Origin of the sequence: Mastigocoleus sp. MO_188.B34, from assembly GCF_030065675.1 — a bacterium.
Taxonomy (GTDB): Bacteria; Cyanobacteriota; Cyanobacteriia; order Cyanobacteriales; family Nostocaceae; genus Mastigocoleus.
In genome coordinates, this window is the sequence record NZ_JASJDK010000038.1 from 24,972 (window position 1) to 44,639 (window position 19,668).

Sequence of the window (19,668 nt, forward strand, 5' to 3'; positions counted from 1 at the left end):
CTCGTCAAATATATACTTGTCTAGTTCTGGTTGGAAGGGGTAAAACAGATGAAGACAGGTGTAAGAGAGAAAGACACGATAAGACAGCGGACTGTGAAACTGATTATCCAAAAACAGAAAAATTTATTCTTGTGTTTAGGGTGTGAACTTGTCTAAAACTAGAGAAGCAGGTTAATCTTGCCTAAATCATCTCTAGTGGAAGTGATCTTGATCAATTTTTATTAGCGATCTAAATCATTGACTAGTATCCGACTAGAAATCGAGGTCAGTTAAGCGCTAGCGATCATAGGAGGTCGTCTTTGAAACGAGCATTAAAGAAGAGAGCAAATGCTGTGGTTGAAAACACTGTCAGCGATGATGTCTCGATGGGGCAGATAGAGGAATTAGACAATTCCAAGGCTTGTCGTCGAGCACGTACCAAAGCCGCCATGATTGGTTTGGCTATCTCGATGGGAGCTACCAGCCTTTTGGTGACTCGACAAAGCGATCAAGCCCTGGCAGCAGAATCTGTAGGCAGCCAAAAAGCAGCCTCTTCTCTTCCTGCTGCTTCTGAGAACGATGTAAATTTTGCTCCAAGAAAAACTTCAGAATATGGAGTCTTTTCTAATGTAAGCGTGCCGGATAACCCACAGACGGTAGACATCAAGGCAATACCTGAGTGGAAAGGGCTTGGCACAAAAGGACAAATAGCAGCGTTAAAGTCAGCAAAACTTCCTTTGCCTAAAGTAGTTTCTTCACAAAGTGCAGTTAAGAATGCAGCTTCACTCAAGGAAACTCTTAAAACAGCCAAGCAGCAAACAAAAGCACAGAAGGGATTGGCGGGAGAGCAAACCGTATCATCTAGCAGTCGCCCACAGACAATAGTCCCAACGACAAACTTGGATGGAAACGTTAATGCTCAACTTAAAGCTCAACAAGAGTTTGCTATTCAACGCTTACAGGAAAAATCTAATAACCTAAGAGCAAGTTTGGCAAAGCTGCGTTCTGGGGGAACCAAGAGTCCATCTGCAATTTCCCACAACTCAGTTAAGTCATCAAACTCAACTGAAAAATCAGTCAACAGTGTTGCTCGGAGTGGCAGGCAAATTTCGGATAATGTAAAAGCTTCCGAACAAGCAAAATCCATCAAAAGGTTTAATCCTGGTGTAGTTGCAAATATACCAGCACTCCCAGGTGTTGTTACACCAGCAGAAAATCAACCCTATTCTGTTAAGTCAGGGGATACCCTAGGTGAAATAGCACAAAGTTATGGTACTTCTGTTACCGAACTTGCAAGGGTCAATAAGCTTAACGATCCAGATAAGCTACAAGTAAATCAACAGCTAGTTATACCTGGTCAGCAAGATCGTATTACTAGTAGTGTAACAACAATTGCTTTTAACCCTAATTTTAAATTAAACGGCTACGATCACGGTGGCAAAAATAAAGCATCTACGCTTGCATCAAGTGAAATTGGGGTAGATCCAAAGTCTACTATTGGCTCAGAATTATTCAGTAGTACAAATCAATCCTCTACCGGAGAAGCAGCTTACGGTATGGGTGGTGAAGCTACACCCCTAGTTTTTGCTGAAATGCGCTTGGCAAGAGTCAAAGCAGCAAGTGATAAAAATCCCAAGTATAATCAACGTCTTCGCAGTTTAAAAGCAGAAATTGAAAGATTACGGGCAAAGTACCGCGCTCAAAAATCTCGTGAAGGTAAAGCATCTGAAGTAGAAGCAGTTACACTTCCTCAGAACAAAAATGCTTCAACCTCTAGAAGATCTATAAAGCAAAATAATAATGTATCGGTACCAATTGCTGTCCCCACAGCAGGTAGCTCAACATTAGCTACACAAAATAATGGGGCAGTGCCCATTCCAGTACCTCAACCAAAATCAGTATCTTCGATTTACGGTAGCCGCTATAATTCACAGTTTATTCAACGGAATAACTCAGTTGTTACTCCCAGAACAAACAATCTTTCTACGCCATTACCACCTTTAGCGGCGGCTGGTAGATATTTGCCCAGACCAATCGAAAACATTCAACCCAAATCCAAAGGTTATATTTGGCCAGCGAAGGGAGTTCTTACTTCTGGATATGGTCCACGTTGGGGAAGAATGCACAGGGGTATTGATATTGCAGCTCCTACGGGAACTCCAATTCATGCTGCGGCTGCTGGTGTGGTTAAAAAAGCTGGCTGGAACAGAGGTGGTTACGGCTATCTGGTAGATATTCGTCATCCAGACGGTACGATAACTCGCTACGCTCACAATAGCAAGCTTTTAGTTAAGAAGGGTCAGCAAGTACAGCAAGGACAGAAGATTTCCTTGATGGGAAGTACTGGATTTAGTACCGGTCCCCACTTGCATTTTGAAATTCGTCCAAATGGTCGGGCGACAAACCCAATGGCTTTCTTGCCACCGAAAAAGAGGTAAATTTTCTCCGAATACAACTGAATAAAATACCGTTCAGTTGAGGGAGTTTTTCTCCCTCATTTATTTTTTGCTCGCTAGTAATTGTAATAGGTATAGCGCTACACGCAATTCAAAATTCAAAATATGACCTGCGGTCACGCTTTGCTAACAAAGTTCAAAATTATATTACTCATAAGTTTTAGCACGTCTACGATGAAAAGGATTCATCAATGTCTTCACCTAAGTACTTAGTTCTATAATTGGTGAGTGGTAATTTATTATCTCTTTTTCCAGCAGTTAATTTACTCTGATTTAAGGATTTATTAAAAATTTCCGTCAAGGGGTAGTCAAGAGTAAATTTGTATGATAACTTAATGAATAATGCAAAGCTTTAACAGCTTATATATGGCTCAGTAGCTCAGTTGGTTAGAGTAGGGGACTCATAAGCCCTTGGTCGTCAGTTCGAGTCTGACCTGAGCCACTAAAAACTTAATAAAGATAAAAAAAATAGTAACCGATATTTATAGATGTTACCAATAAAGTAGCTCTTAATATCGGTATTTTTTGTTTTTATCTATTGCATTGCTTGGTATATCACGGCGGAAATAAAGCACCTGTTTATAAAATGTCAAAGCTATAAAAAACACTACTTTTGACTTATGTCCTACGGACACGTTGTAGCTATTGCTGCGCTACCTATAGCTATGCTACCTACGGATTGGATCTGGCGCTACCTTACGGTTAAGCCTTACAGCATAGCCTAGAGGCTCCCTCCGGTAACCTTACGGATTAGCCTCTGGCTGGGCTAACGGCGCAAGCCGCGTGCAATCCGCAAATGACTTCCGCGCAGCGGTAACAGTATTACTTAGGAAAATGGCGAATGATTTCTGCTACCGACCAAGCTTGAGCAACCGCACCTCTGGGATTATGAGGCGGATCGCCATCAAAAATTTCTGAAATTGAACCGATACAAGCTTGATTCAAAAAACTATTGAGTATAGGCTCCCAATCAAAAGGCAATGGTTTACCTGGAAAAAAGCGTTCCCAAGACCTAACGAAAGGTCCAATAAGCCAACTCCAAACCGTACCTTGATGGTAAGCGCTGTCCCGTTGAGTCGAATCACCTACATATTTACCAATATATTCTGGATCGGAGGGTTCGAGACTGCGAAGACCGTAAGGAGTTAGCAGTCTTGAAGCTGCTAATTCAAGTATCTGTTCCCCCTGTGATTGGGAAAATCCACAATGGTACAGGGAAAGTGCTAAAACGGCATTGGGACGAATTTGACTATTTCGACGATCATCTGGCTCAATGCTGTCGTATAAGTATCTCAACTGGGAATTCCAATACTTTTGTAAAGACTCTTTTACTTGTTGTGCTTGTTGACTGTACCTTTGAGCTTGTTTGAGATATTTTAAAGAATCTCCAACTTGAATTTCACTTAAACGTTTTGCCCATTGAGCAGACCAACATAAAGCCGAAAACCACAAGGCATTTACTTCTACAGGTTTACCACGTCGGGGTGTAACAGCTTTTCCTTCAACTAAAGCATCCATCCAAGTCAATGCGACTCCACGGGCATCCCAACTAATAAGTCCATCGGTAGAATCAACTTGGATATTATAAAGAGTACCGCCAATAAAAGCTTTATATATTTGTTGTACTACTGGATATTGAGCAACTAGAAAATCCCAATCTTGGGTTGCTTCTAAATATAGTCCCAAAGCTTCAATCCACCAAAGGGCTGCATCAATGCTGTTATAAGATGGTTCCCCATCAACATCTGGGAAACCGTTGGGTATAAGCCCATGACGACAATATCTGCCAAAAGTCTCAAGCAATCCTTTGGCTAGTTTAAAACGCCCTGTTACTAATGTTAAACCTGGTAAAGCAATTAAAGTATCCCGTCCCCAATCATTAAACCAATGATAGCCAGCAATGACGCTTGGTCCAGAAATAGAAGCACGATAAACAATAAATTGTTCGCTAGCTCTGAGTATTTTTTGCCACAGAGTATCACGTGGTATATATGCAGTAGGATTAGAGTTGTTAACTAAATTTTCTTCTAATCCTTTTTCTGTCCCTTTCGACATGCTCCAGCCAAATATCTGATTTAACCTACTTTCTTCCGCCTCAACAGCCTTGGAAAAAGTTTCATAATTTAGTGGAGTGTGATCGTTGATTAGAAAACCAACTTTTGCCTCTAAAGTAACTGTATCTCCTGGTTGGAGAACGACATTTAAGTAACCTGGGCTGTAAAGGTCTTCGCGATCGCCTAATCCTCGTCGCGTTTCTTCTGGGAGCCCATAATTCCAGTACCAAACGGCTTCTGCTTGATATTCTCCTCGGGTCCAACGCAATTGCCAAGGAGTACCAAAATCTCCGGCATTGATTGATTGGAGACAGATTACCCGTTCTCCAAGAATTTGTGAAAACAGTAGATCTGAAGTTTCTTTTTGTTGATGATGAAAATTCCGATCAGCAATTAACAGGCGCAGTCTTAACACCCCTACATCATTGCCTTCATATAAATAATGAACTAAAATTCGGTGGCAATATTGGTTGTTAGGGGTTTTGGAAAATGATGCTTCTTCTCCTATCCCACCCGTCGGGCACAAAAAATTTTCTCCCAATCCTGAGGGCATTATCATCCGTCTAGTAAGTTGCCACTCTTTATCCCCCCAAACCCATTTTGGAACAGGATTAATCTGAAAATAACGTAATAATTCGTAACCAGTTGGTTCGATCTGACCGCTACCCCAAAAGTTAGTCCCCGCAACTACAACCTCACCCCCAATCTCCAAGCTAGCTTCCAAATGGGATAGCAGAAGGGTTCTTCCTGAGGGCGGACTAGTTGCAGCAAACAACCAACCATGATAGGTGCGAGTCCTAACATCCGAAACAGTACCACTGGCAAACCCCCCCAAGCCATTGGTAAGCAACCATTCTCTTGTATCTAAATCAGCCATTTATACTCAAAATCGTTATGACTATGATATAGTCGTAACAGTTCGTAATTTAATTGTCAGTTGATGGATTAGCTAAATTTAATAGACGGATCCATCTTCACAAAGCAGTAAAACTTGTATAGCTTTAAGGAGATATATTACTATGCCTCTGACTTACGCAACAGAAGGATGCCTTCGAGTCGGTCAACAAGCCCCAGACTTTACAGCTACTGCTGTAGTGGATCAAGAATTTAAAACAGTTAAGCTTTCCGACTATCGCGGAAAGTATGTTGTTTTATTCTTCTATCCTTTAGACTTTACCTTTGTTTGTCCTACAGAAATTACTGCTTTTAGTGATCGTTACGAAGACTTTAAAAAACTGAACACCGAAATTCTTGGAGTTTCTGTTGACAGTGAGTTTTCCCACCTAGCATGGATTCAAACTGACCGTAAACAAGGTGGTGTTGGCGATCTTAATTATCCCCTAGTTTCAGATATTAAGAAAGAGATTAGCGCGGCTTACAACGTCTTAGATCCTGAAGCAGGCGTAGCACTACGCGGTCTGTTCATCATGGATAAAGAAGGCGTAATCCAACATGCGACCATTAATAATCTTTCTTTCGGTCGTAACGTTGATGAAACTCTCAGAACATTGCAAGCGATTCAATACGTCCAAAGCCATCCTGATGAAGTTTGTCCTGCGGGTTGGCAACCTGGGGAGAAAACTATGAACCCAGATCCTCAGAAGTCCAAAGTTTACTTTGCATCCATTTAAGTACGACTACTCAATACTAGACTAATTGCCGTCAGCCATAAAGTCATTTATTATGTTTGGCTTCTGCAAAATCTGACGGCAAATAAATTTATCACTATAAGTTTTCAAGTATCCTAAATCCTAAAATTTGTATCCAGATATGGTTTTAAAAGCTAACTAAGTTAAGTATGGGCAAATTAAATAGTAAAAATAGTACAAAAGTCCCAAAATCGATAAAATCTCAAGATTAATATTTACAGAGTTACAAAATTAAGAATTGACTTAATAATCAAAATTAAAAATCGGAAATAAATTATTTTATAGCCAGGATAAATAAAAATATTTTTACTATGCCCAATCCAAGTGATTTTAGCGGTTTATTCAACAAACGTTTTCTGGATAATTTCCTTCCTATTCCTGCTACTAATAGATTTCAATTAGGAAATTCAACTCCAGACTTTAAATTGCCAGATATTACTAATGGTAAATTAGTCAAATTATCAGAGTACAAAGGTAAACAGCCAGTATTACTGGCATTTACACGTATTTTTACAGAAAACCAATATTGCCCCTTTTGCTTTCCTCACATCAAAGCCTTGAAAGATAATTATGAACAATTTCAAGACCGGGGCATAGAAGTTCTCTTAATTACCAGTATTGACGAACGACAAAGCAAAATAGTAGTACAAGATTTAGGCTTGCAAATGCCTTTACTTAGCGATCCTAGCTGTCGTGTATTTCGCTCTTACGAAGTTGGACAAGCATTAGGGGCACCTTTACCAGCACAATTTGTTTTAGACCAAGATAGAAAATTACGTTACAAACACTTATTTTCTTTCTTCGAGCCTAACGCTACTATTGATACTTTATTAAAGCAATTCGATTAAAGCAATTCGACTGAAATACTTTATTTTTGGTTGATTTTTTGATTTTTCATATTTTTGATTCTTCATACGCTGCTCATTTGTCTCGAAGCAGCTATGTCGCGGATCAAAGGAAGTCTTGAACGAATATATGTCTTAATCGTTGTTGTTTCTACTCGATCTAATCTTTTTTCTTCAAGTTGTCCTAGCAGTTGTTCGATTAGTTCAGTGTCGCTAAATTCAAGAAGGATACTTGCTTGAGTTTCTTCAACTACAGACCACAAATGTCGCAATGTTGATGATGAATGTTTCACGGGACCTACTCCCACTGCAAATATTGAATTTTTGCAGTTTGTATAATTTTGCTATTGATAGATAACTGTGTCAGAATCAACAGAAATCTTGATAAATATTTTTCTTTGTTTCTAATTTTTAGATGCCATAAGAAGTTTATATATGTATGGCATTAGTATTTTAGAAAACAAAAATTATATTTAGAGATATTTTGAGCAGTAAAAGCCAAGAATTATTGAAAAAGTAAAAAACAAAGCTACCAAAGTGAGAAAATAATATTTCTTTTTTTGGGTATATTCTTCACCTACCTCTTCTGATTTTTTCTGTTTGTATCGGGCAAAGTAGTACTTATTTTTTGGATAAATTTTTACGATCTTCTTAAAGACAAAAATCAGTTTATCTTTGCCTAATATCTATCTCTATAAAAATATTAGATGACAAATCTAAAGAAAAGATTAAATTTTAAGAATTATGTCTGATTTGATAAAAAACTCAACAAACACTCAAGTTTAAACATTAAAACAGTTAAGCTCTATACCAATTCCAGAAAAATTAACTGTAGAAAGATAAATTTTGGGAAAATAAATTTCATAAAATAATATTACATGTAGATCTTTACAAGGTTGACTCAAGAAAAATCTACAAAAAGTGCCTATTATAAGGATTTAATTGTGCTTAACGCCATAAATCCTCAAAATATTTTTGTTTTCAATACCTCATCTGTTACTGCGTCTAAAATCTCCCAAATTCGGTCTAACCAATCAAAATGTTCTGGTTTCATCAAACAAGAGCGCAAACAGGTAATGTACTTTTCATCCCATTCAATATCTACTTGATCTCCCTGCTGAAAAAACTCAATGGGAAACTTAGCTAAGGCTAGATGCAAATTTTGGGCTGCAGATTTTTCAAAAATTTCTTGGGATAGTAGTGAAGCTTTACTGACCCTTTCAGCTTTTGGAACCCAGATTACTATGTCTAACTCGGGTGGAAAAGCAGTAATAAATTTGCGATCGCTTTGTAGTTTTTCAAATAAATTGATTGCAGCTTGTCTGGATTTACTCAAATCAATGGCGAATTTACCATCTCTAACCATTGGTAGTAATTTCTGAGTTGCCCATAATGCTACAGCAGCTGAACCAGGACGAGAACATTCTAGGCTAATTTCTCCTAAATGTAATTCCTGGGAACTAAAGTAAGTGTAGGGTGAATCATGTTTATAAAATTGACCTACCGCAGGGTCTTTAAATAAAATACAGCCACAACCATAAGGCTGTAATCCATGTTTGTGAGGATCGATAACAATAGAATCAACTTGTGAAATCGAATCAAAAATAGCGCGGGTACGATCGCTTAAATTATCTATTAAAGTAAAATAACCGCCATAAGCTGCATCCACATGGATACGGAAATTATATTGGGACTGTAACTCAATAATTTCTGGTAACGGATCTACAGAACCTGTGGCTGTGGTACCCATTGTAACTACAACTGTACCAATATCCCCTCCATCTAAAAGTTTTTCCAGGTCGCTCAAATTCATACGTCCTTGGTTATCACACTTCACACTTTGAAATGGAAGACGTAGAACATTACAAAGTCTTTTGTGGGTGTAATGTGCTTGAGAAGAAGCTAGTATTTTGCTTTTTGGATTTTGCTTTAAACTTGCGACCCATAAACCTTCCAGGTTAGCCATGGTTCCACCGCTACACAAATGTCCCAGGTGGGTTTCCCAACCAAACATTCGAGCAATTTCCCCAACAGCTTCTTTTTCCATTACCGAGCTACTGCGTCCTCCATCAAGAGCGTGGTTGTTGGGGTTAATCCACAATGACAGCATATAAGCAAGACGGGCGATCGCTGTTGGTGGCTTAAGCATTTGTCCCACATATAAAGGATGATGGTAAGGAAAATTATCTTGCATGCGGGCTGCAACTTGGAGCAAAACAGGTTTAATTGTTTCTAGATCGGGAGTTGGATCGAGTTCGGGAAGGTTTTGGAAACCATAATCAAGTTTTTCTAAAGCTTCTTGGAGTAAGTTGAGGCTTTGTTTTTCTAAAGTCATTTATTTATTTTTGTATTTGGAGCGAACAGTGTGTGCTGAATACACAAATAAAGAAAATTAGTGAATAGTTGGAGTTAATAGAGGATTTTACGCAGGCTGGTTATAGCCAGCAATTACTAACCTATATTTATGTCCGCTACTACTCAAATATTATAAAAGTGAAGTTTTTAATACCGACGATCGCAGGATTCCGATTTTTACGATTATTTATTTTTCAAAAATATTGATTGAGCAATTAAAACAACGTAATTTAAAATTACTCGCTGAAAAGTTATTCTGTTTTATGTAAATGATTTTCGCTCACAAATACATATCATATCTCGGGATGCATAAATAATCTTTCAAGTTTTTATTGATTTATCTAAATTTTATTGATTTATCTAAAATATATTGGCTCGATTTTATGTTGACTCGATTTCTATTTAATAAATTTTCACTAGATTTTATTCATTATTTTTTAAAAACATGCTTTATAAATCAAGTTTTTTTTTTACAAATTAATCATTTCCAATAGGTAAATAATCTTAAAATATGTTATTTAAATAAAGATTTTATGAATAAGTAATAATTATCCTATATTTGCATAAAACTATACTTTACGTCTCTATGATTTCTGTAATTTTATAAAAATCATATTCTATTTTTGATTATATAAAGTTTATGAATAACCACATAGAAAATTGGCGAACATACTTTTATACGGGATCATGTAGGCATTTATTCAATCTTCAATTTTTAAAGATTTTGTTTTTATTATTATTTTTTACAATTGTTATTTACTTCATGTTTTTTGTAAATTCAATCAATATTATATTTCTTTGTATATTTATTGGAATTATTTATGATTTTTTAAAAAATAGAAAAAAAATAGAAAAAATTATGTATAAGTCAAAAGAAATTAGACATAAAGCTATAACAGGTAAAAATGAGGGAGCAATTCAAGACGACTTACATAAAAATTTAGAACAATTACAAAACACAAATATTAATACAAGAATATCTGGAATTCATGCCTTAGAATCTCTAGCTCAAGATTCACCTCAACTTTATTGGCAGATAATGGAAATGATCGCCAATTACGTAAAGCAGAATTCTCCCATCCCAAAGACAAAGGATAATAAAGAAAATCTTCGGATTACCAAAGATATTCAAGTTGCTCTGAATTTTCTTGGGAAAAAGAGTAGCAATGAAAATGAAAATAATAGAATAAATCTTATAAACTGCGATTCATGTAGTAGGAATTTTGTTAGTACCGATTTCAGCACAACTAAACTTACTGCGGGTAGTTTTTGGCGTGCAAACCTCAGTCACACTAATCTTGTTGGGGCTCAACTTGAAGGTACTAACTTTAGTAATACTGACTTTAGAGGTGCAGACCTCAGCAACGTCCAATTTGAAGGTGCAGACCTAAGCACAGCACTGCTTCAAGATGCAAATCTCAGTAATGCATTATTAGAAAATGTTAATTTTATTGGTGCCCAACTTGAAGGTACAAACCTCACTAATGCCCTAATTGAAGGTGCAGATCTGATTTGTGCCAAATTAATTGGGGCTAAACTAATTGGTGCAAACCTCAGTGGAGCCGATCTTACTTCTGCAAATCTCAAAGCGGCGCAACTTTGGGGTGCGAATCTAATTTATAGTGATTTAAGTGGTGCAAATCTGGTTGCTTCTCAGCTAGAAGAAGCAAACTTGAGTGGTGCTAACCTCAGTAACACACAACTACAAGATGCCAATCTTATTAATGCCAAACTAGAAGGCATTTACTTAATTGATGCTGACCTCAGTAACGCCCAGCTACAATATGCGAACTTGAGTAACGCTCAGCTTCAAGGTGCGAACTTCAGTAACGCTGACCTTAGTAATGTAAATGTTAATAATGCCCAATTTGGTCACAACCTGGGAATTTCTGAATCTATCAAGTGTGATCTAATTAAACGTGGGGCAATTTTTACCTGAATTTAGAGTTAGTTATCGTTAACTGAAATGTTCCAATAAGCATTCAGCAATTCTTTTTGCAGCTCCAGGTTTACCCATACGACGAACACCATTTTTAGCAATCAGATGAAACTTATCGGGATCTTCTAATAAAGAACATATTTTCTTTGTGAGATCTGCTGGTTGTTCGACTAAAATTATCGACGATCCTAAATGACGACTTTGAGCTTCAGCAAAAGCAGGATTAAATTGGGGACCTTTACCGGGAATAGTAATTGCTGGTTTACCCAAACCCACAAATTGTTCTGTTGCGGTACCCGCCATGGCGATCGCTAAGTCTCCTAAATGCAGGCACTCGTTGTAAGCATTTTGAGTTAGCATTACATACGCATTTTTTTGTTTAAAGGTCAAAATATGGGAGTCGGGAATTTGGATTGGAGATTCTGTGTAGGAACGCCAACCCTGATTTTCTAAACTTTGACATACAGTATTCAGATCTAAATTTGGTGCGATCGCGCCTAAAAATACGATTGTTTTTGAAGTATGAGTAACTAATTCAGGTTCTCGGAACCAATCCATTAGTTCTGAGACAGCATTCATAATTACTTCCCAATTAGCATAAGCTTCGGGAGAACGGGAACCGGGAAGAAGAGTTACGATTAAAGGACGTTCCATTTCTTTGAGTTCTCCATCGCCTCGATATAAATTTTGGGTAGGAAATCTCGGTTCTAAGCCGTCCATCATCGGATTACCGACATCAAAAGCAGGAATATTTTTCCAAGTATGTAATATTTCGGTTGTCAGAGAATCTCGAGGAAACACCGCTTTACAACGGGGACGACTCATCAACCATCTTTCCCAAGGATGGTAAATAGAACCAGAAAAGTTTTCCCACCGGGCTGAACCTTTTTTAGTGCGTTCGAGTAAACCAACTTCATTCCGGACATAATATTCTGATTTTGCCGTACCAACAAAAGCATAATTGGCACCGCTAACCCAAGCAAATAATAGGGGAACAATATCCCCAACCGCTAATATTGCGGTCTTTTGACCTAATTTTTGCTGCTCTTTAACCCATTGTCTGACTGCTTTAATTTGTTTCCAGGTTAGTTGTACTAAGCCCCCACGTACATCGCGTATTAATTGCTTATTATCCATATATATAAACCCACCAGAAGGCATGGTGCGTACCGAACCAATTAAAGGAATATCCAATTTTTGGTAGGCTTTTCCTTCTCCAACTAAAGGTAAGGCGTAAATATCTGGGGGATGGGATTGTTTTTGTAATTCTTGTAAAATTGATCGGGCAATTACATCTTCGCCATGACCATTGCTCAAAACCAATAACTGCAAAGAAGATGATGTAGTTTGTGGGTCGGAAACTAAGGGTAACGGCGATAAATCACTCATAAGAAACAAAGTTTATAAAATAAGTGTCTTTAAGGGTAAGAGGAAGAGAACGGGTATCAAAGAATCATTAAGGAAGTTAGTCTTATTCCCATTGTCTAGCCTCAAATCACTAACTCCTAATCGATCGGACTATAACTATGCGAGTTTCTTCGGCAACAATTTTTACATTGGCGACTTTAGCGGCTAGCAACATTACAACGAAAGTAAATGCTGCAACTCCGAATCATGAAGCCCAAAAAGAATCAGCTGATAGTGTTGTGGTTCCTACAACCGAAGAAACACCACCGCAGGTTGAAAATGTTGCTGCACCAGAAACGGAAGAAGTCCAACAATTTTCCCAAAATCATTCTCGGGTGGAAAGTGGAAAGAGTAACAATTTGCCAATTATTGGGAGAATTCAGAATAAGGTTGAAGAAATTCAAAACAAACAAGTACCTGAATCTAAGCAATCTGATAAATCCAATAAATTTAATAAATCCAGTCACTCTAATAAATCAAATAAATTTAACAAATCTAGAGAAATAGATAATTCTCCTGTTGTCGTCCCCTCTTCTCCAGCACTTAAAAAAAATATTTCAAATCCAAGCATTTCAACTCAAAACATTTCCAGTCAAAGCACTTCAAGTCAAAATATTTCAAATCAAAGCATTTCAAATCAAAGCATTTCAAGTCAAAGTACTTCAACTCAAAGCATTTCCAGTCAAAACATTTCCAGTCAAAGCACTTTAAGTCAAAACATTTCCAGTCAAAGCACTTTAAGTCAAAACATTTCAAATCAAAGCACTTCAACTCAAAATATTTCCAATCAAAATACTTCGGACAAAAATAATTCTGAGAAAAATACTTCAGATATCAAACAAACTACACAAACACCTCAAATACAACGCGATCGCATAATTTCCAACAATAATGATTTAGTTGTTCCAGCAGTCGAAGTACGAATAGTTGGTACAACACAAGAATTAGAAGCAATAATTCGCCAAGTCATAAAAACACAAGTTGGTGGAGATACAAACCAAAGTCAGTTACAAAAAGATGTAACAGCAATTTTGAATACTGGTTTATTTAGTAACGCCAATGTTAGCAGTGGTGAAACTGAGTTTGGTTTAAAGGTGGTATATCGAGTCGAACCTTTAATAGTTCGCTCTTTGCAGCTTTCCGGTGCGAAAGCATTGAAATATCAAGTAGCGATTGAGCCATTTAAATCCCAAATAGGTCAACCCATTAGTCCATCCACACTAAAAAATGCCGTTAAAGAAATTAATCAATGGTACAAAGACAACGGTTACAGTTTGGCAAGAGTATTAGAAATCAAACCCAATCCCCAAGGAAGTTTAACTCTACAGGTAGCAGAAGGGGTAGTAGGTGAGATTAAATTTGAGTTTGTGAATGACGAAGGTGAAACCGTAAACGATCAAGGTAAAGCTGTAAAAGGTCGAACAAAACCTGATTTTTTGCGACAACAGCTGCAGTTAAAGCCCGGTGCAGTTTTTCAAGATAAAGTAGTACGACAAGATTTACAGAAACTTTATGGTTTAGGGTTATTTGAAAGTGCAAATGTAGCTTTAGACGGCGATGCAAATAAAGTTGATGTAATTTATAAACTGAAAGAAATTGGAGCGCGTTCCGTCAACTTGGGTGGTAATTTCAACGCCGATCAAGGTATTGTGGGTACCTTTACTTATCGCGACCAAAATGTTCGCGGTACCAACGATAATCTAGGAGTCAATGTCCAAGCAGGTAGACGCCATTTAGGATTTGATGCTAAGTTTACCAGTCCCTATCGCTCTAGTAACCCCGATCGTTTGGGTTACAGTATTAATGCTTTTCGTCGTCGCGGACTTTCCGAAACATTTGATGATGAAATCAAACTAGCCAATGGGGACAAAGTACGGCAAGGTAAATTTGGAGCGAGCTTTCAACTGCAAAAACCAATTGATGACTGGAATGCGACCTTAGGATTAAACTACACCCGCACTAGTATTCGCGATCGCAAAGGTAAAGTTACCGCTAAAGATGAACTCAATAACCCATTAACCTTAAGCGGTACCGGTGTAGACGATTTAACAACTGTTTCCTTAAGTGCGACAAAAGACCAAAGAGATAATCGCCTCAATCCTACAAAAGGTTCCGTTTTAACCCTAAGTTCCGAACAATCTATTCCTTTGGGGCTAGGTAATATTTCCATGAATCGTCTGCAAGCCAATTACAGTCAGTACGTACCAGTAAAATTATTCAAATCGGACAAAACCCAAGTTTTTGCCTTTAACGCCCAAGCAGGTACTGTAATTGGCGACTTACCACCTTATGAAACCTTCAATTTAGGTGGTTCCCACTCAGTGCGTGGTTACGGTGGAGGTAAGGTTGGTAGCGGTCGCAGTTATATACTTGCTTCTGCTGAATATCGTTTTCCCCTTCCCGTTGTAAAATCTCTCGGTGGAGTTGTATTTGCTGACTTTGCATCGGATCTTGGTTCCGGGGATACTGTATTGGCAGATCCTGCAGGAACAAGGGGTAAACCTGGTAGTGGTTTTGGAGTTGGTGCAGGTATTAGACTTAACTCTCCCTTGGGCTTAATTCGTGCCGATTATGGTATTAGCGATCAAGGAGAAAGCCAATTACATTTTGGTTTTGGTCACAGATTCTAATACAGAATACAGATTTAAATGTTAATTTTAGATATGATTATGTGCGCTTTTTTAGCGCATTATTTTTCGGTAACTACAATAAATAATGTTGGTAAATATCTAGATTGAAAAATCATATTAAATTTATATCCGTAATAAAAAAAGCAGGTAATATGATGTCAGTCTAATTACCCGTGTAATTCTAATTGTCCCGATTGGATGAATTAACAATTGAGGATTTAAACCTTACTGTGACAAATTCCAAAAATGCTGGATCTTCAATCCTAGTTTCTGTTTCAGCGACCAACGAATCCAATGATTAAATTTTGATGATGCAAATTTTAATTCGTAAAATTTTGATTCTGTAGGACTTAATTCTGTAAACTGTGATTCTGTAAACTTTAATTTTGGATTTTAATCTTGGATTTTAATTTAGAATACTAGGCTTACTGGTAGCCCTCCTCTAAAATCAAATAGACTGCCTAGAATAACTTTTAAAATCAATTGCAAATCTAACATTATAAATCACTATGCTAGTTGGTAAAACCTTGCAGGGTGGAAAATATACACTAAACCAAGAAATAGGTAAGGGTGGCTTTGGTATTACTTACAAAGCAACTCATGAATATTTAAATCAGGAGGTAGTAATAAAAACAATCAACCAAAAACTGCAAAAACATCCTGATTTTGCTAAATTTCAGCGCCAATTTCAAGATGAAGCAAGAAGACTAGCAACTTGCAGCCACCCAAACATTGTCCGGGTGAGTGATTTTTTTGTGGAAGATGAATTGCCTTACATGGTAATGGAATACATTGATGGAGAGACATTGGGAGAAGCATTTGTTCTACCCAATATTCCTTTACCAGAAAAAACAGCAGTTCATTATATCCGGCAAATTGCTGCTGCATTACAGGTAGTACATAAGAATCATTTATTACATCGGGATATCAAACCAGATAATATTATTCTGCGCCGGGGATCTCAGGAAGTAGTTTTAATTGACTTTGGTATCGCTCGAGAATTTAATAACGGTGTTAAACAAACACATACTGGCATGGTTTCTGAGGGTTATTCTCCCATCGAACAATATCTCTCCCATGCGACCCGTACTCCAGCCACAGATATTTATGGTTTAGCTGCAACTTTATATGCACTCTTAACCGGAAGTGTACCGCTACCAGCATTACTGCGGGATAGAGAAAAAATGCCCGCACCACGAGAATTACAACCTCACTTAAGTGCAGCAGTAAATCAAGCGGTGATGCGTGGGATGGCTGTAGAAGCAAAGTTTCGTCCCCAAATAGTTGATGACTGGCTAAAATTACTACCAAGTAGCGAAAGTAGCTATGTTGCTCAACCAGTACCAACACATATGGTACAAACCATCGATTTATCTGCTAAAGCTCAACCAGAAAATTCACCCCAACCAGAAAGACATAGTAAGCTTGCCGTTAATTATCCAATATCAGAACCAGATCGAAATACTCGCCCCAAAAAGAAGAAAAATTTATCACCTAAGGTATTTATTTTTGCTGGAGTAGCTGTAGTTACTGCTACCACTAGTTTTGCTGTAACTAAAATGGCTTACCAAAACCAACTACAGCCTTCTGAGTCTTTTACGAATCCAATGGTAGGAGAATCAGAAAATAATCATAAAAATGTAACGAAATTATCAAAGCCAGAAATTAAAGATTTACCAGCAAAGAAAACAAAACCCACTACAAAGGTTACACGGAATACTAATAACGAAGGAAACTCAAAGCCAAATAGAAGTTCAACAAAAACTGCAAATAGTAGCCAACAAGAGTTGCAAATTAATAAGGTTACTTCAGAAGCATCAGAAAAATCGAGTTACAACAACACTACAAATGCTTCATCTCGGTCAACAGATTCAGAAGCAAAAAATATCAAACCTCGTAGTTCTTATCAGTCCCCAATTCAACCAAAAACATCCCCTTCCCCATCCTTAATAGAAAGACTGCGACAAATCAGAGAATCTCGTCAATCTCCATCTGCTCAAGAAAAATCAGCATCTCCGGAAAAAAATGTAAATTCCAAGTTCCAAGTCAAATCCAAAACAACAGGTTCTAATGCTGTAGTTGTACCAACGCTACCATCCAACACCCAAACCAAATCAGACTCAGATTTCAATTCTTCCTCCGTAGAAGTACCAACTAATTAGATGCTGTTCGAAGATATATCCTTTAATATCCAGAATCTCTGTGATTATCAGTAGAATTGCCGTTATTAACATTCAGTGATAAACGCTTCAAAAGTTGTTCTACTTCTGGGGATACTTTAACTGGTAACTCTCCCGAACGAACATGTACATCTGTTTGCGGAAATGGTATTTCAATGTCATGTCTGTTTAGCGCAGCTTCTACATAAAAATTGAGGTCGCTTTTAATGTACTCTTGACTGGGAGGTTGATCTATCCAGACAAGTAATTCAAAATTTAAAGCACTATCCCCAAATCCCTTAAAAAACACTTGTGGTTGTGGAACCTTGAGAACTTCTGAGTGTTTCGCTGCAGCTTCTAATAAAGCTGTTCTTACAACACGGGTATTAGAACTATAAGATACTCCTACTGGTAAGTGGATGCGGGAAATAGGATTACCATGACTCCAGTTAATAACTTCTGATTCCAAAAAGCGAGAATTAGGAACAATAATAGAAACGCGATCTAAGGTGCGAATTGTCACGCTACGAGCACCAATCTGTTCTACTGTCCCTGTGTGATCTCCTACTTTAATAAAGTCCCCCACTTGAATGGGACGTTCAAAAATTAATACAATGCCACTACCAAAGTTTTTGGCAATATCTTGGAAACCAAAACCGATACCTACACCCAAAGCACTCGCCAAAATTGCTAGAGAACTTAAATCTACACCCCATATTTGGAGAAGAATAATTCCTCCAATTGCAATTACCAAATACTTAAATACAACTGCAGTAGCTTCTTGTGCTCCTCGACTAATTCGCAATAATCGTAAAACCCGAGAGCGTAATATATTAGTAACCGCACCTGCGACAATAAATAGTCCACAAAATAAGCAAACCAGAATCAGTATCTCAATAACTGAAGAAGATTTTCCTCCAAAAGGTAAAATCTTTGCTGTAAGGCTATATATTATCTGGTTAGTGATATTGAAACTCCACCGACGAGTTAATGGGAACAGGTTGCTAATATAAAGTATTATGCCGACCCATAAAGTTGTTCGTACCAACAGCAGGGTGGACTTTAAAAGAAAATTGAATGTTTTGTGCTGCTGCTCATCATTTTCATCATTAGATGATTCACCATCAGCTGATTGATTTGAGCCTAATAGTGGAGTTACCCTGTTACGTATTATTTGCCATAAACCACCCAAAAGTTTATGACATACAACCCCCAAAACTATAATTACTGCACTTATAATTGAGGCGTCACGAATAAAACTTGCACTTCTTTCTTTTCGAGCAGAATAAATTGCTTGAGCTATTTCTCTTCGCCAAGAATCGGCTTGTGCCTTACGATCTGCGTTATAAGGTGGAACTGTATCATTATCAGTAACTGTAAATAAATCTTTGCCGTTGATCGTGATTACGGGAGATCTATCTTTTGTTTCAACCTCAACTCTTGGTGCTTCCTCTGATTGAATAAACTCTTCTAGTTTCCGATTTACTGCTTCAGCCCTTTCTTTGGGTTCTAAATTCTCACTACCCGCAAGTCTAAAAAGTTTATTCCCATCAACGACAACAGGAGCAGTTTTATCGTTATTCAATAAAGCCGAAGCTGGGTTGGATAGGAAACATAAAGAAAGCAAAAAACCAACGAAAGCAATACTGATAAATTTGAATGTTGAATTTTTGAGGTAACTTCGATGTGGAAGCATACCAATAAAACGCATTTTTCTCATATAGGCTAATAGTTGTGGAGGAGCTGACAGTGGGAAAGATAAACAATAATTTATGTTTCCCAATTGTGTAGTTTAGCGAAAATTCCTATCAGTTTTTATATTTTGTCAGCATTAGTAGAAAAAACTACCAATTCACCAATAGAACTTGATTTGTATAGACGTGTCTTCAAGTCTTAAAGTCTAAGCTTGAAATTTTGAAGTCAAAATATTTGACTTCCCTGTGGTGGGAAGACTTTTAAGAAACTTATAACTTCCTAATACGTAGGTTTAATCCCAAAGTGGATCTGACATAAAAGACAATAAAACTCGCTCAATAAAGTGTGCTTTCAGTCAACAGTTCTTCCGAGCGGTAATTATCAGCAATAAATTTATGAAAATCAATTTATAACTAAGTCTAAAGTTAGCAAGCACAAAAAACTGTAATACACATCAACCAAATATTATTTATAAAAATAATATTAGACATGAAGTGAAA

General features: G+C 37.5%; 11 protein-coding genes and 1 tRNA gene. 7 read left to right on the forward strand and 5 right to left on the reverse strand.

What is annotated here, in order from left to right:
- The first annotated feature begins 299 nt into the window (after window positions 1–299).
- Window positions 300–2,417 carry a peptidoglycan DD-metalloendopeptidase family protein gene (locus QNJ50_RS11470; RefSeq protein WP_300635382.1) on the forward strand — a complete coding sequence of 706 codons (2,118 nt, stop codon included), beginning with the start codon at window positions 300–302 and terminating at the stop codon, window positions 2,415–2,417.
- A 386-nt stretch (window positions 2,418–2,803) separates the two neighbouring features.
- A tRNA-Met gene (locus QNJ50_RS11475) sits at window positions 2,804–2,877 on the forward strand.
- A gap of 380 nt (window positions 2,878–3,257) precedes the next feature.
- Here the strand turns inward: QNJ50_RS11475 and QNJ50_RS11480 are convergent.
- Window positions 3,258–5,366, reverse strand: coding sequence for an amylo-alpha-1,6-glucosidase (locus QNJ50_RS11480; protein ID WP_300635384.1), 2,109 nt, complete (start codon window positions 5,364–5,366; stop codon window positions 3,258–3,260).
- A 142-nt stretch (window positions 5,367–5,508) separates the two neighbouring features.
- Here QNJ50_RS11480 and QNJ50_RS11485 point away from each other — a divergent pair, with 142 nt between their 5' ends.
- The gene (locus QNJ50_RS11485) at window positions 5,509–6,120 is read left to right on the forward strand and encodes a peroxiredoxin (RefSeq protein WP_300635386.1); all 612 of its coding nucleotides are present in this window, start codon (window positions 5,509–5,511) and stop codon (window positions 6,118–6,120) included.
- Window positions 6,121–6,449: 329 nt separating this feature from the next.
- Entirely contained in the window at window positions 6,450–6,986 is a 537-nt protein-coding gene (locus tag QNJ50_RS11490; RefSeq protein WP_300635388.1) for a redoxin domain-containing protein, read from the forward strand.
- A gap of 62 nt (window positions 6,987–7,048) precedes the next feature.
- On the opposite strand, the gene QNJ50_RS11495 is transcribed toward QNJ50_RS11490, so the two are convergent.
- Entirely contained in the window at window positions 7,049–7,276 is a 228-nt protein-coding gene (locus QNJ50_RS11495) for a hypothetical protein (protein ID WP_300635390.1), read from the reverse strand.
- A gap of 671 nt (window positions 7,277–7,947) precedes the next feature.
- Window positions 7,948–9,318: an aminotransferase class I/II-fold pyridoxal phosphate-dependent enzyme gene (locus QNJ50_RS11500; RefSeq protein ID WP_300635392.1), complete on the reverse strand. Its 1,371-nt coding sequence runs from the start codon at window positions 9,316–9,318 to the stop codon at window positions 7,948–7,950.
- Window positions 9,319–10,197: 879 nt separating this feature from the next.
- Between QNJ50_RS11500 and QNJ50_RS11505 the strand changes: the two genes are divergently transcribed.
- The gene (locus tag QNJ50_RS11505) at window positions 10,198–11,277 is read left to right on the forward strand and encodes a pentapeptide repeat-containing protein (RefSeq protein WP_300635394.1); all 1,080 of its coding nucleotides are present in this window, start codon (window positions 10,198–10,200) and stop codon (window positions 11,275–11,277) included.
- An 18-nt stretch (window positions 11,278–11,295) separates the two neighbouring features.
- Here QNJ50_RS11505 and QNJ50_RS11510 read toward each other — a convergent pair whose 3' ends face one another.
- Window positions 11,296–12,666: a lipid-A-disaccharide synthase-related protein gene (locus tag QNJ50_RS11510; protein WP_300635397.1), complete on the reverse strand. Its 1,371-nt coding sequence runs from the start codon at window positions 12,664–12,666 to the stop codon at window positions 11,296–11,298.
- A 737-nt stretch (window positions 12,667–13,403) separates the two neighbouring features.
- On the opposite strand from QNJ50_RS11510, the gene QNJ50_RS11515 reads away from it, so the two are divergent.
- The gene (locus QNJ50_RS11515) at window positions 13,404–15,314 is read left to right on the forward strand and encodes an outer membrane protein assembly factor (protein WP_300635408.1); all 1,911 of its coding nucleotides are present in this window, start codon (window positions 13,404–13,406) and stop codon (window positions 15,312–15,314) included.
- Between the two features lie 509 nt (window positions 15,315–15,823).
- Window positions 15,824–17,476: a serine/threonine-protein kinase gene (locus tag QNJ50_RS11520; protein ID WP_300635399.1), complete on the forward strand. Its 1,653-nt coding sequence runs from the start codon at window positions 15,824–15,826 to the stop codon at window positions 17,474–17,476.
- A gap of 22 nt (window positions 17,477–17,498) precedes the next feature.
- On the opposite strand, the gene QNJ50_RS11525 is transcribed toward QNJ50_RS11520, so the two are convergent.
- Window positions 17,499–19,193, reverse strand: a complete 1,695-nt coding sequence (locus QNJ50_RS11525; RefSeq protein ID WP_300635401.1) for a mechanosensitive ion channel domain-containing protein — start codon at window positions 19,191–19,193, stop codon at window positions 17,499–17,501.
- Window positions 19,194–19,668: the final 475 nt, after the last annotated feature.